Source organism: Mesorhizobium muleiense, assembly GCF_900099905.1.
Taxonomy (GTDB): Bacteria; Pseudomonadota; Alphaproteobacteria; order Rhizobiales; family Rhizobiaceae; genus Mesorhizobium; species Mesorhizobium muleiense.
Map to the genome: position 1 here is coordinate 600320 of NZ_FNEE01000002.1, position 12574 is coordinate 612893.

General features: G+C 62.7%; 14 protein-coding genes. 4 read left to right on the forward strand and 10 right to left on the reverse strand.

Annotation, left to right across the window (positions count from 1 at the left end; all coding sequences use genetic code 11):
* Nucleotides 1-75: 75 nt before the first annotated feature.
* The 9 genes from BLT09_RS06920 to BLT09_RS06960 all read right to left on the reverse strand — a co-directional run bounded on the left by BLT09_RS06920 (nt 76) and on the right by BLT09_RS06960 (nt 8690).
* Nucleotides 76-693: a riboflavin synthase gene (locus BLT09_RS06920; RefSeq protein WP_091591568.1), complete on the reverse strand. Its 618-nt coding sequence runs from the start codon at nt 691-693 to the stop codon at nt 76-78.
* A gap of 117 nt (nt 694-810) precedes the next feature.
* The gene (ribD, locus tag BLT09_RS06925) at nt 811-1932 is read right to left on the reverse strand and encodes a bifunctional diaminohydroxyphosphoribosylaminopyrimidine deaminase/5-amino-6-(5-phosphoribosylamino)uracil reductase RibD (RefSeq protein WP_091591570.1); all 1122 of its coding nucleotides are present in this window, start codon (nt 1930-1932) and stop codon (nt 811-813) included.
* 2 nt (nt 1933-1934) lie between these two features.
* Entirely contained in the window at nt 1935-2411 is a 477-nt protein-coding gene (nrdR, locus tag BLT09_RS06930; protein ID WP_023798407.1) for a transcriptional regulator NrdR, read from the reverse strand.
* A gap of 134 nt (nt 2412-2545) precedes the next feature.
* Nucleotides 2546-3136: an invasion associated locus B family protein gene (locus BLT09_RS06935; RefSeq protein WP_413468438.1), complete on the reverse strand. Its 591-nt coding sequence runs from the start codon at nt 3134-3136 to the stop codon at nt 2546-2548.
* A gap of 81 nt (nt 3137-3217) precedes the next feature.
* Complete coding sequence (glyA, locus tag BLT09_RS06940; protein ID WP_091591572.1) at nt 3218-4531, reverse strand: serine hydroxymethyltransferase; 1314 nt, start codon at nt 4529-4531, stop codon at nt 3218-3220.
* A gap of 310 nt (nt 4532-4841) precedes the next feature.
* Entirely contained in the window at nt 4842-6095 is a 1254-nt protein-coding gene (locus BLT09_RS06945) for a L,D-transpeptidase family protein (RefSeq protein ID WP_091591574.1), read from the reverse strand.
* Nucleotides 6096-6456: 361 nt separating this feature from the next.
* Entirely contained in the window at nt 6457-6972 is a 516-nt protein-coding gene (gene ldtR / locus BLT09_RS06950; protein ID WP_027154640.1) for a transcriptional regulator LdtR, read from the reverse strand.
* A 255-nt stretch (nt 6973-7227) separates the two neighbouring features.
* Nucleotides 7228-7650: a DUF6163 family protein gene (locus tag BLT09_RS06955; protein WP_091591576.1), complete on the reverse strand. Its 423-nt coding sequence runs from the start codon at nt 7648-7650 to the stop codon at nt 7228-7230.
* Nucleotides 7647-8690 carry an enoyl-CoA hydratase/isomerase family protein gene (locus BLT09_RS06960; protein WP_091591578.1) on the reverse strand — a complete coding sequence of 348 codons (1044 nt, stop codon included), beginning with the start codon at nt 8688-8690 and terminating at the stop codon, nt 7647-7649. Before BLT09_RS06960 ends, BLT09_RS06955 begins: the two co-directional genes overlap by 4 nt.
* A gap of 205 nt (nt 8691-8895) precedes the next feature.
* On the opposite strand from BLT09_RS06960, the gene hemB reads away from it, so the two are divergent.
* The 4 genes from hemB (at nt 8896) to BLT09_RS06980 (ending at nt 11396) form a co-directional block, all read left to right on the forward strand.
* Nucleotides 8896-9927, forward strand: a complete 1032-nt coding sequence (hemB, locus tag BLT09_RS06965; protein ID WP_091591580.1) for a porphobilinogen synthase — start codon at nt 8896-8898, stop codon at nt 9925-9927.
* A 42-nt stretch (nt 9928-9969) separates the two neighbouring features.
* On the forward strand, nt 9970-10266 hold the full coding sequence (locus BLT09_RS06970; RefSeq protein WP_091591582.1) for a nucleotidyltransferase family protein: 297 nt from the start codon (nt 9970-9972) through the stop codon (nt 10264-10266).
* Nucleotides 10266-10616 carry a HepT-like ribonuclease domain-containing protein gene (locus BLT09_RS06975; protein WP_091591583.1) on the forward strand — a complete coding sequence of 117 codons (351 nt, stop codon included), beginning with the start codon at nt 10266-10268 and terminating at the stop codon, nt 10614-10616. Before BLT09_RS06970 ends, BLT09_RS06975 begins: the two co-directional genes overlap by 1 nt.
* 135 nt (nt 10617-10751) lie before the next feature.
* Entirely contained in the window at nt 10752-11396 is a 645-nt protein-coding gene (locus tag BLT09_RS06980) for a dihydrofolate reductase family protein (protein WP_091591584.1), read from the forward strand.
* 193 nt (nt 11397-11589) lie between these two features.
* Here BLT09_RS06980 and ppk2 read toward each other — a convergent pair whose 3' ends face one another.
* A complete protein-coding gene (gene ppk2, locus BLT09_RS06985) occupies nt 11590-12510 on the reverse strand; it encodes a polyphosphate kinase 2 (protein ID WP_091591586.1) in 921 nt (306 codons plus the stop codon).
* Between the last annotated feature and the right edge of the window lie 64 nt (nt 12511-12574).

Genomic DNA, 12574 nt, shown 5'->3' on the forward strand with positions numbered 1-12574 from the left:
GGGCGCCAATCAGATCCGAGGTGCTCGTCCTGTTCGGATAACCGTATGAATCCACGCCGCTCTCCGGCAGGACCATCAAAGCCCCTCTTTCGCGGCCTCCGCCAGGCGGGCCGCGTAGCGGGCCATGGTGTCGATCTCCAGATTGACGCGGTCGCCGACCTGGCGTTCGCCCCAGGTGGTCACGGTCAGCGAGTGATGGATCAAGAGCACGTCGAAGCGGGTGCCGTCGACCTTGTTGACGGTGAGCGAGGTGCCGTCGAGCGCGACGGAACCCTTGGGTGCGATGAATTTGGCCAGATCGCGCGGCGCTTCCAGCGTAAAGCGCACGGCATCGCCCTCCTCCTTGCGCGCAACGATCTCGGCCATGCCGTCGACATGGCCTGAAACGATGTGGCCACCGAGTTCGTCGCCGATCTTCAGCGGCCGCTCCAGATTGATCCTGGTGCCGGATTTCCAGCCCATCGCCGTCGTCAGCCTGAGTGCCTCTTCCCAGGCCTCGACCTCGAACCAGCGCGCGTTGGCGCCGCTTTCCGGCAGCGCCGTCACCGTCAGGCAGACGCCGCCGCAGGAAATCGAAGCCCCAATGGCGATCGTCTGCGGGTCATAGGCGGTGTCGATGCGCAAGCCGACGCCCTCTCTCAGCGGCTTGACGGCAGCGACGGTGCCGACATCGGTGACAATCCCGGTAAACATCAGACTCTGGCTTCTTGGTTGGCCATGATCTTTTCCGAAAACCGGTTCCCACGTTTCGGGATCATGTCTTTCAGTTTGACCATGTTCTTGTCCAAAAATCGGCTCCACTTTTCAGGATCATGGTCTTATCCACTCGGCGTAGCTGTCTTCGCCGAAACGCATGTCGCGCAATTTGCGAAATCCTGCCGGGATATGGTCGGCGTCGATGGGCGATACAATGCCGCTCCTGCCGATCGGCTCCTGCCCCTGGAACAGCACGATGCGGTCGACCAGCCCTTCGGCGAGGAAGGCCTTGGCCACCTTGGCGCCGCCCTCGACCAGAACGCTCGCCATGCCGAGTGCGGCAAGATCCTCAAGCAGTTCCGGCAGCGCAATATCGCCTTCATACGTCTCGGTGCCGATGAAGCGCACGCCGGCGCGTTCGAGCGCGGCGCGCCGGTGCGGATCGGCTTCGGCACAGGCGGCGACATAGAGCGGAACCCGGTCGAGGCCGGCGACCAGTTTCGACGTCTCCGGCAGCCTGATCTGGCGGTCGAGCACGATGCGCGCCGGCGAGCGGTTCTCCAGCCCCGGCAACCGCACCGTCAGCGCGGGATCGTCCTCCAGCGCCGTGCCGATGCCGATCAACACGCCGTCGGCTTCGGCGCGCATCAGATAGACTTCGCGCCGGGCGATGTCGCCGGTTATCGAGACCTGCCCCGCGCCTTCCATGCCGATCTTGCCATCGCTGGAAATCGCAAGTTTCAGGATCACTTCCGGACGTTTTTTCAGAGATCGAATGAGATAGCCGGCCATCTGCTCGGCGGCTTCTGCCACGAGCACCTTTTCGACCACTTCGACACCGGCGGCACGCAGGATCGCATAGCCGTTGCCGGACACGCGTGGATCGGGGTCGCTCGCAGCCCCAACCACCCGCGCGACGCCGGCATTGACCAGTGCACTGGCGCAAGGCGGGGTGCGGCCATGGTGGGCGCAGGGCTCCAATGTGACATAGGCGGTGGCGCCGCGTGCGAGCTCGCCGGCCTCCGCCAGCGCCTCGGTCTCGGCATGTGGCCGGCCGCCGACAGCGGTGACGCCGGTGCCGACGATCATCGGCCCGGCGCCGTCGTCGCGCACGATCAGCGTGCCGACGGAAGGGTTGGTCGAGGTCCGCCCGGCGTTTTTCCGCGACAGCCTCAGTGCCGCCGCCATGAAGCGGCGATCAAGAACCTCTTGCTCGGCTTGGCTGCGCCTTGCCATGCTCAGCCGGCGTCCTCTTCCTTGAGCTCGTCACCTTTAAGCTCACCCAGCACGTCATGAAAATCCTTGGCCTCGCGGAAATTGCGATAGACCGAGGCGAAGCGCACATAGGCGACGTCGTCGAGCGACTTCAGTGCCTCCATCACCAGGCGGCCGACCTCGCCCGAGGCGACCTCGGTCTCGCCGGAGCTTTCGAGCTGGCGCACGATGCCGGTCACCGCGCGGTCGATGCGCTCGGGATCGACGTTGCGCTTGCGCACGGCGATCTCGACCGAGCGCAGCAGCTTGTCGCGGTCGAACGGCACCTTGCGTCCGGACTTCTTCACCACAACGAGGTCGCGCAACTGCACCCGTTCGAAGGTGGTGAAGCGGCCGCCGCAATCGGGGCAGACGCGCCGCCTGCGGATGGCCGCGCCGTCTTCGGCGGGGCGCGAATCCTTCACCTGCGTATCTTCGGACTGGCAGTAGGGACAGCGCATGAGCAGCCTTGTGTTCGCGAATCTCGTGGAGCGAAGGCTTAGAGGTTTTTGCCGCGATGGCAAAGTATCGGGTCGCGCCTCAGAGATAGCGAGGCGCGGGGAAAATTGCCAGCATCAACGGCAATACCGGCCGATTACGGCGCGACATCAGCAGTCGGGAACCCACATGACACGCCGAGGCTGCGATAGGCCTTGGTGAAGCCGTCCATCGATACGGTCGCGACCGGCGTGTCGGCGAATATGACGTCGAGCGCGCTGGCGCGGCGCATGGCACGCAGCAGGGCCAGGCTGATCTCGGGCTTGTTGTTCAACATCCATTTTCCGCCGCCACCGGCCATGGCATCGACGGTCGCCTTGACCTTGCCGTCGCCATCGCCGAACACCGCCGGAATGTTCTCGCCAGTCGGCAAGTCCTTGTTCTTCATGGCGATGACGAGGGTCGGATAGCCATTGGGCGGCAGTGCATCGCCGTTCGAGATGGCAAGCGTGAGCGTGCCGCTGGTACCGCTCGCGTCGAGGAAGGCGGTCGAGGCGACGCAGGTCTTGCGCAGATCCCCACCGGTATCGATCTCGTCCACAGTGGTGGACCAGTTGCCGAAGGTTTCGGTCTTCGGTGCGGCTGGGGTGGGCGCAGACTGTGCCTGGGCGGCGGACGGCAAGCTGGTCAATGTGACCAACAACACGCCAAGCGCGCCAAAGCCAGCGACACGGAAAATCTGCATCATCGTCAAGGCTCCTGTCCGGACTCCGTCCCCGCTGAAAAAGTGCTTCTCGTCCGGCGATAACGGACGACACCTTGCGTGAGCTCAACCGAGATAGGGATAGAGCGGAAAACGATCCGTCAACGCGGCCACCTTCGCCTTCACCGCTGCTTCGGCGGCTGCATTGCCCTCATCGGAATTCGCGGCCTTGAGCCCGTCCAGCACTTCGGCGATGAGCTTGCCGATCTCGCGGAACTCGGCCTGGCCGAAACCGCGCGTGGTGCCAGCCGGCGTGCCGAGGCGCACGCCCGAGGTGACGAACGGCTTTTCGGGATCGAAAGGGATGCCGTTCTTGTTGCAGGTGATGTTGGCACGGCCAAGCGCTGCCTCGGCACGCTTGCCGGTGGCGTTCTTCGGCCTGAGGTCAACCAGCATAAGATGGTTGTCGGTGCCGCCGGAGACGATGTCGAGGCCGGTTTCCTGCAGGCTGGAGGCCAGCGCCTTGGCGTTGGCGGCAACGCTCTCGGCATAGATCTTGAAGCTTGGCTTCAGCGCTTCGCCGAAGGCCACCGCCTTGGCGGCGATGACATGCATCAGCGGACCGCCCTGCAGGCCTGGAAACACCGCCGAGTTCATCTTCTTGGCGATGTCCTCGTCATTGCACAGGATCATGCCGCCGCGCGGGCCACGCAGCGACTTGTGCGTGGTGGTGGTGACCACATGGGCGTATGGCAGCGGCGACGGATGTACGCCGCCGGCGACCAGGCCGGCGATGTGTGCCATGTCGACCATCAGATAGGCGCCGATCGAATCGGCGATCTCGCGAAAACGCTTCCAGTCCCAGACGCGCGAATAGGCAGTGCCGCCGGCCAGGATCAGCTTCGGCCTGGTCTCGTGGGCGGTCTTCTCGATCGCGTCCATGTCGAGCAGGTGATCGTCCCTGCGGACGCCGTAGGAAACGACCTTGAACCATTTGCCGCTCATGTTGACCGGCGAACCGTGCGTCAGGTGGCCACCGGAATTCAGGTCGAGCCCCATGAAGGTGTCGCCGGGCTGCAGCAGCGCCAAAAAGACCGCCTGGTTCATCTGGCTGCCGGAATTCGGCTGAACGTTGGCGAAGTTGCAGCCGAACAGTTTTTTGGCGCGCTCGATGGCCAGGTCCTCGGCCACGTCGACGAACTGGCAGCCGCCATAGTAGCGCTTGCCCGGATAGCCCTCGGCGTATTTGTTGGTCATGACCGACCCCTGCGCTTCCAGAACGGCGCGGGAGACGATGTTTTCCGAAGCGATCAGCTCGATCTCGTGGCGCTGGCGGCCGAGTTCGTTGCGGATCGCGCCGAAAATCTCCGGATCGGCATCGGCAAGCGTGGTTTCGAAGAAGGATTCGAATTTGTTCGACACTGCCGCTGCTGTTGCCATGCTTGAGATCCTTGTCGTCCGGGGGGTCTGCCGCGCCATTAACACAGTTGCTTTCGCCCCGCCACGTTTGCGGCGCGAAATTTGCTGGTCGGATTGCGGCAGCGTGGCGAAGAGCCACCTATTTCCTCGCCTGCCGGCCGTTCAGCAAGGCTTCGCGACGCCACTTGGGCCAGCAGAGGACTTTCACCTCCAGTCATTGACCGGCTACCATCCCGGCCAAACGGTGCTTGCGCACCACGCGCGATGCCTGGCGCACATCAAAAAGGCCGCCTCGATGGCGGCCTTTCATCAATTCAATAAGATCAGTGGCTTAGAGCGCAGAGGTGATCTGCAGCTCGTTGGCTCCGTCGAGCCCGTAAATGTCGTCGCGGAACTGCACGACGCCAGGCCCCGTCGACCAGGCCGAGATGTAGAGGAAAAAGACCGGCACCGGATTGGTAACCTGCACCGGGATGTTCTCGCCGCTCTTGATCGACGCCTCGAAATGCTGGCGGCTCCAGCCCGGCGTGTCGCGCAGGATCCAGGTGACGAGGTCGCGCACGTTCTGGACGCGCACGCAGCCCGAGGAATCGAAGCGCATCATCTTGCCGAACAGGCTCTGCTGCGGCGTGTCGTGCATGTAGACGCCGTCCGGACTCGGGAAATTGATCTTGACCGAGGCCATCGCATTGCCGGCGCCCGGATCCTGGCGAAAGCGGTATTTCTCCGCGTCGTCGGTCGACCAGTCGACAGTCAGTGGATCGACCTCGCTGCCATCCGGTGCGAACAGCCGGATCTTGCTGTCCTTGAGATAATTGGGGTCCTTCCGCATCAGCGGAATGATGTCCTTGCGCACGATCGAGACCGGCGCGTTCCAGTACGGATTGACGATGATCTCGTTGATCTTGGAATCGACGATCGGCGTCTGGCGATCGATCTTGCCGACGACGGCAGTGTGGCGCAGCACGACGCGGTCGTTTTCGACCGCTTCGATCTGGGCGCCGGGAATATCGACCAATACATAGCGGTTGCCCAGCGTACCGGCGCGTTCGTTCAGCCGCTGCAGGTTGGTCTGCAGCTGGCCAAGCCGGACCTGCGCCGAGACATTCATCGCCGCATAGCTATATTGGCCCAGGGTCCCGTCGGAAGGCAGGCCATGACGCGCCTGGAAGCGCTTGACCGCCGCATCGACATAGGAATCGAAGGCCTCTGAAAGGCCGGCGCTCTGCGCCAGGTCACCCGAAATCATCAAGCGCCTGCGCAATGGCACCACGTCGGGATCGATGACGCCGAGTTGCAATTTCTTGGTGTCCGGGACCCGCTCCCAGCCGCCCTGCGCGACAATGTTCTGATACTGCGCGATCGCCTGCTCGGTGTACGCAACGGTCTGTAGGCTGACGATCGGCAGCGTCGAGGCCACCTTGCCGCCCTCGCTGGCGCGGGCGTCGAACTGGTCGTTCCAGTTGCCGCGGCCCGAGGATTTCAGGATGTCCGCGATCACGTCCTGCGCGCTGGCGCCACCGGCAACCATCGTCGCGGCCAACGCGGAGGCTCCGGAAAGGAAGAAACGGCGACTGGTTCTCATGTACGCTCCAGATAGTCCTGTAACAGTTTTTTTTCACCGGGCAATCCGCCCGCATGCTAGGCCCTGCCCACTCTAAGGTTGGCGCCCTTAACAATTAGCCAACCATGCACCACTCGATTCTGTGCGAGAACGCGCCGGGCGCGACGCGCCTTCACTGAGGCGGTTGGCGGGGAGACGGATTGGCTCGCGCCGCTACATCACCGCGTTTTCGCTTCCACCGGGAATATGGCGGCAACGTGACCCTGACCGCGATTTGGATCGGCTGGCCTCACGAAACGCAAAGACCGATGCTTTTCGGCACCGGTCTTTTGGATCGCTCCCCGACCGCGCCAGTGGCGCGGTTGCATGCGATGGACATGGTTTACATGCGATAGGCGATGGTGTCGTTCCAGAAGCGGTCGAGGCGCTGCAGGGCGCGGTTCATTTGCTTGAATTCTTCCGTGTTGATGCCACCGACCTGCTCGATCGAGCCGACATGACGCTCGTAGAGGCCGGCGACGACTTCCGCCACCTCACTGCCCTTCGGCGTCAGCGAGACCCGCACCGAACGGCGGTCGATGCGCGAGCGCTGGTGGTTGATGAAGCCGAGATCGACCAGCTTCTTCAGATTATAGGAGACGTTCGAGCCGAGATAATAGCCGCGCGAGCGCAACTCGCCGGCGGTCAGTTCCGAATTGCCGATATTGAAGAGCAGCAGCGCCTGGATGGCGTTGATATCGGAACGGCCGTTGCGGTCGAATTCGTCCTTGATCACGTCAAGCAGGCGGCGGTGCAGCCGTTCCACCAGCTGCAGCGATTCCATGTACAGCGAACGGATCGCCTCGCGGCGGTCATCGGATACGTTGGCGGTCTTCGCCGCCGGACGGGAATTGATCATTGTCTTCGCCTCTCGTTTGTCGCCTGGTGATTTTTTGTTTTTCACCTTGATCGCGACACTATCGAATACTCATAAAATTCGACTTAAACGCTAGGGCTAACAAGAGCTTACCGGTAATAGGTTTCGAAAGAGGCTTAACGAAGGGTCACCCCAACAAGGACGATTAACCTAAAGATTTAGCCAATGAGTCAGGGCGGTAATTTGCCCGTCCAACCGGACGCGTGGGTTATTCTTGTTGAGCATCGATCCGATGCTCTATTGCCGGCTCCGGCGCTTCTGCACCCAGATCACCACGCGAAAGACGATGTAGAGCAGCGCCACCGCCGCATGCGAGGCGACGATCAGCGGCCGGTGACCGAAGAGCTCGGGAAAGCCGGCATGCATGACGGTCTCGGTCGCCGCGCAGATGAACCAGATCACCGGCCCCCAGGAGGCCAGCATCCACAGACCGGCGGCGGCGAAGGGAAAGAAGACGGCGAGCGTCACCGCCGCCACCTGCCAATGCACCGGCATCAGGTCGAAGCGCCACAACGAGCCGGGATAGAAGCCGATCAGCCGGATCCAGTACAAAATCCCGAACAACAGACAGTAGCCTGAGATGACGCGCTGAAACCAGGCGAAGATGACCTCGACCGTCGAGGGCTGGAGCACGACGCGTCTCGACGTGACCTCGCTCACAGCTTGAGTTCCCGTTCGCCGAGCGGAGCGAAATAGGCATCGACGTCGGCAGCACTGACGTCGTCGATGCCTGCCGGCCGCCATTGCGGCGTCGAGCCCTTGTCGATGATGGCGGCGCGGATGCCCTCGTAGAAATCGTGGCCGGCAAGCATGCGGTTGAGGATACGGAACTCCATCCGCATGCACTCGTCCATCGACAGCGTCAGCCCGGCGCTTATCTCGCGCCAGGCAACATGCAGGCTGGTCGGCGAGCGGGTGCGGATTGTCGCCAGCGTCCTTGCCGCGAACGCGTCTGCGGGTGCGGCGCGCTCCAGGCTGCCGATGATGTCGCTCAGCGACGGCTGCGCGAAATGGCGGGCGATGGCTTCCAGTGTCGGACTGTCCGTTTCGCGCCGGGCCGGGACGGAAAAGCCGCGCAGCGCCGCTTCAGGGTCGCCTGTCGCAACCAGCCGGTCGAGAAAGCCGGCCTGGTCCTGCGCCTTGATCGTGTTCGTCGCCAGGCCCGACCACAAAGCGTCGCCATAGCGGATGCGGTTTCCGGTCAGGGCCAGATACATGCCGAAGCTGCCGCCGAGGCCCGGCAGCAGATGACTGGCGCCGACATCCGGGAAAAAGCCGATGCCGACTTCCGGCATGGCGAACTGGGCGTTCTCGGTCAGCAGCCGATGCGAGCCGTGGAACGAGATGCCGACGCCGCCGCCCATGACGATGCCGTCGATCAGCGCGACATAGGGTTTTTCGAACCGCGCGATGCGGGCGTTCAGCCGGTATTCGTCGGCGAAGAAATCGACCGGCGGCTTTCCCGCCCGGCCGGCCTCGTAGATGTGGAGGATGTCGCCGCCGGCCGAAAACGCCCTGCCCTCGGCCTTGACGACGACAACATCGATGCCGTCGTCGCGCTCCCAGGCGCGCAGCGCCTTGTCGAGCGCCTTGACCATGCGATGGGTGACGGCATTGAGCGCCTGCGGCCGCGTCAGCGTGACGACGCCGGCGCTGCCCAGTCGTTCGAAGCGGATCTCGTTGCCGCCGCCAAAATCCATCGCCTAAAGAATCCCTCGCCCAATGCCGCCGGGACTGAAGTGCTAAAGCGTGGCGCATGGCTGCGTCAATGCCAAGCCGCAATCCCGTCCGGCAACAACGGTCAGGAACTCGTATACCGGTATCCAGCTTGTGCCTGGCACTATCGTGCCGCATTGGTCAGCGGCGGAGGCTCGTGTTAAAAGCCGCCAATCCGGAGTTTTGGCGATGAACAAATTCACCCCAGCAAAGCCTGCCGGCGCGCGCAGCGTCGACGAGATCACCGGCAGTCGCCGTTTGCGCCGCATGCGCAAGGCCGACTGGTCGCGCCGCCTCGTGCAGGAGAACCGGCTCTCCGTCGACGATCTGATTTGGCCGATCTTCGTCGTCGATGGGAACAATATCCGCGAACCGATCGCCGCCATGCCTGGTGTCTTCCGCCTGTCGCTCGACCTTGCCGTCAAGGAGGCCGAGCGCGCGGCAAAGCTCGGCATTCCGGCGATCGCCACCTTCCCCAATGTCGAACTCGGCCTGCGCGACCAGACCGGCTCGCACATCCTCGATCCGGAAAACGTCATCAACCGCGCCACGCGCGCCATCAAGCGCGCAGTGCCCGAGATCGGCATCATCACCGATGCGGCGCTCGACCCCTTCACCTCGCACGGCCACGACGGCATCTTGCGTGACGGCATCATCGTCAACGACCAGACCGTGGAGCAGGTGACGGCGGCTGCCGTCATCCAGGCTTCTGCCGGCGCCGATATCATTGCCCCTTCCGACATGATGGACGGCCGCATCGGCGCCATCCGCGATGCGCTCGACGCCAATGGTTTTCAGGATGTGGCGATCATGTCCTACGCGACGAAATTCGCCTCCGCCTTTTACGGACCCTATCGCGAGGCGGTCGGCACCGCCGGCCTGCTCAAGGGCGATAAGAAGACCTACTATCTCGACCATGCCAATTCCGACGAGGCCGTGCGCGAGGCCGAGCAGGACCTCGCCGAGGGCGCCGACATGCTGATGGTCAAGCCCGGCCTGCCCTATCTCGACATCATCCGCAGGCTGAAGGACGAATTCCGGATGCCGACCTTCGCCTATCAGGTGTCGGGCGAATATTCGATGATCAAGGCGGCCGCCGCCAATGGCTGGATCGACGGCGACAAGGCGATGCTGGAATCGCTGCTCGCCTTCAAGCGCGCCGGCTGCGACGGCATTCTCACCTATTTCGCGCCTGAAGTGGCGGCGATGCTGAGGGGGTAAGCATCGTTTTGGGATTCTGCTGCAATCCGCTAGAATGGACCCATGAGCAGGAACGAGGTCATCGAACGGTTGCAGAGAAACGCAGATGCCATCAAAGGCATGGGCGCGACTTCGCTGTATCTGTTCGGGTCGGCAGCGCGGGACGATGCCCAGCCGGACAGCGATCTTGATCTGTTCATCGACTATGACCCGGCGCGGCGCTTTTCTCTGATCGACCTGGTCGGGATCAAGCAATTTCTGGAAGAGAAGATGTCAACGGAAATCGACATCACCACGCGTGACAGCCTTCATCCCATGTTGAAGGCCGAGATCGAACGATCGGCCGTGCGCGTATTCTGATGGCCGTCCGCCGGATCGAGCCTATCCTGGCCGAGATCATGGCGGCTTTGGATGGCATCAGCACTGCCACCGCCGGCAAGACTCTGGACGACTTTCGTGACGACTGGCTGCTTCGTCATGGCGTGGAGCGCGGCATCGAGATTATCTCCGAAGCCACCCGGCACATCCCGGACGATTTGCTCGCTCTTGCTCCAGAAATTCCCTGGAAACAGATTCGTGGAATTGGCAACGTTTTGCGTCACGAATACCACAAGACTTCCGACGCCATCGTCTGGACCGTAGTGACAGACAGTCTGTCGCCGCTCCGCCTAGCTGTCGAGCGCATACTCGAGGCGTCGCGGCGCAAGTAGCTGCTGCAACTACCCCTTCTTTGCGAGCCAAACGAGCCGCTTTCTGCTCGGCAGCGAAATACCGCTTGCAAAACGCAATCGGTCTAGATAGAAACAACTGCTTGCATTTCACAACTGGATTAGAGGGAGGTCCTCATGTCAAAGCTTCGCGTCAACGCTTTCACCGTATCTATCGACGGCTTCGGCGCCGGTCCCGACCAGGACCTGAAAGAGCCGCTGGGCGTCGGCGGGGAAGCCCTGCACACATGGATGTTCGGCACCCGAAGCTTCCGCAACATGTCCGGCGAAGATGACGGGACCACGGATACCGACGACGCGTTCGCCACGCGCAGCTTCGAAAACATCGGCGCGTGGATCATGGGCCGCAACATGTTCGGGCCGATCCGCGGCGCTTGGCCCGATGACACCTGGAAGGGCTGGTGGGGAGACAATCCGCCCTACCATGTGCCGGTCTTCGTGCTCACCCACCATCCGCGGGATCCTATCGTCATGGAGGGCGGCACGACCTTCTATTTCGTGACCGACGGCATTCACTCGGCGCTGGAAAAGGCGAAAGCCGCGGCAGACGGCAAGGATGTCCGGCTCGGCGGCGGCGTCGCCACGATCCGGCAATATCTGAGGGAAAAGCTCATCGACGACATGCATCTGGCGATATCGCCGATGCTGCTCGGCTCAGGCGAGAACCTTTTTGCCGGCATCGACATGGTCAAACTCGGCTACCGCTGCAGCGAGCAGGTGGGCACGCCGAATGCCATGCATGTCACCATCGAGCGGGCGTGAGCCTGGTTAAGTTCCCCCTTCTCCCCTTGTGGGAGAAGGTGGCCGAGCGAAGCTCGGTCGGATGAGGGGTGTTCCAGCTTGGCGCACAGCGCCAGGATCACCAGCGCCTCATTTCTTCCAACACCCTCTTCCGTCTCGGCGCTGCGCGCCGATCCACCTTCTCCCACAAGGGGAGAAGGAAGAGGCGCGCTCCTCAATACTTCTCCGGAACATACAGCTCGCGCGGCAGCACCTGGCGCTCGTATTCTGGATTGAAGACGCGATCGGGCAGCGTGATCTCTTCGTGCGGCACTTCCTCATAAGGCATCTGCTTGAGGAGATGATCGATGCAGTTCAGCCGCGCCCGCTTCTTGTCGTTGCCCTCGACGATGAACCAGGGGGCTTCGGGAATGTTGGTGCGGGCGAAGGTCTCTTCCTTGGCCTTGGTATACTGTTCCCAGCGCACGCGCGACTGCAGGTCCATCGGCGACAGCTTCCACTGCTTCATCGGATCATGGATGCGCATCTGAAAGCGCATCTGCTGCTCCTCGTCGGTGATGGAGAACCAGTATTTGACCAGGGTGATGCCGGAGCGGACCAGCATGCGCTCGAACTCCGGCACGTCGCGAAAAAACTCCTCGACCTGGTCCGGCTCGGCGAAGCCCATCACACGTTCGACGCCGGAGCGGTTATACCAGGAGCGGTCGAACAGCACGATCTCGCCGCCTGCCGGCAGATGCGGCACGTAGCGCTGAAAATACCATTGCGATTTCTCGCGCTCGGTCGGCGCCGGAAGTGCGACGACGCGGCAGATGCGCGGATTGAGCCGCTGGGTGATGCGCTTGATGACGCCCCCCTTGCCGGCCGAATCGCGGCCCTCGAAAACCACCACCAGCTTCTTCCTGGTGTAAGCCACCCAGGACTGCAGCTTGATCAATTCGGATTGCAGCGTGATCAGGTCGCGAAAATATTGCAGGCGATCCATCGAGGGCGGATGCGCGTTCTTGTAGATCTTGGCGATTTCCAGCGACAGCGCCGGTTCCGACATCTCCAGCTCGTAGTCCTCGTCGAGCGTGTCGGCGAGTTCCGCTTCCAGCCAGTCCCTGGCGGGAGAATTCTGTTTTGCTTCGGTCATTTATGCTGCTCCGCGTGCACGCCCGCGTCGGCCTCGGCCTGCCGGCCGAGATCGGACACCTTGA

Excerpts from the sequence above, each read along its gene's own strand:
- BLT09_RS06935 (WP_413468438.1), bottom strand. The coding sequence starts at position 3,136 with ATGATGCAGATTTTCCGTGTCGCTGGCTTTGGCGCGCTTGGCGTGTTG.
- ldtR (WP_027154640.1), bottom strand. The coding sequence starts at position 6,972 with ATGATCAATTCCCGTCCGGCGGCGAAGACCGCCAACGTATCCGATGAC.
- BLT09_RS06970 (WP_091591582.1), top strand. The coding sequence starts at position 9,970 with ATGAGCAGGAACGAGGTCATCGAACGGTTGCAGAGAAACGCAGATGCC.
- ribD (WP_091591570.1), bottom strand. The coding sequence starts at position 1,932 with ATGGCAAGGCGCAGCCAAGCCGAGCAAGAGGTTCTTGATCGCCGCTTC.
- hemB (WP_091591580.1), top strand. The coding sequence starts at position 8,896 with ATGAACAAATTCACCCCAGCAAAGCCTGCCGGCGCGCGCAGCGTCGAC.
- BLT09_RS06975 (WP_091591583.1), top strand. The coding sequence starts at position 10,266 with ATGGCCGTCCGCCGGATCGAGCCTATCCTGGCCGAGATCATGGCGGCT.
- BLT09_RS06980 (WP_091591584.1), top strand. The coding sequence starts at position 10,752 with ATGTCAAAGCTTCGCGTCAACGCTTTCACCGTATCTATCGACGGCTTC.
- BLT09_RS06920 (WP_091591568.1), bottom strand. The coding sequence starts at position 693 with ATGTTTACCGGGATTGTCACCGATGTCGGCACCGTCGCTGCCGTCAAG.
- glyA (WP_091591572.1), bottom strand. The coding sequence starts at position 4,531 with ATGGCAACAGCAGCGGCAGTGTCGAACAAATTCGAATCCTTCTTCGAA.
- nrdR (WP_023798407.1), bottom strand. The coding sequence starts at position 2,411 with ATGCGCTGTCCCTACTGCCAGTCCGAAGATACGCAGGTGAAGGATTCG.
- BLT09_RS06945 (WP_091591574.1), bottom strand. The coding sequence starts at position 6,095 with ATGAGAACCAGTCGCCGTTTCTTCCTTTCCGGAGCCTCCGCGTTGGCC.
- BLT09_RS06960 (WP_091591578.1), bottom strand. The coding sequence starts at position 8,690 with ATGGATTTTGGCGGCGGCAACGAGATCCGCTTCGAACGACTGGGCAGC.
- ppk2 (WP_091591586.1), bottom strand. The coding sequence starts at position 12,510 with ATGACCGAAGCAAAACAGAATTCTCCCGCCAGGGACTGGCTGGAAGCG.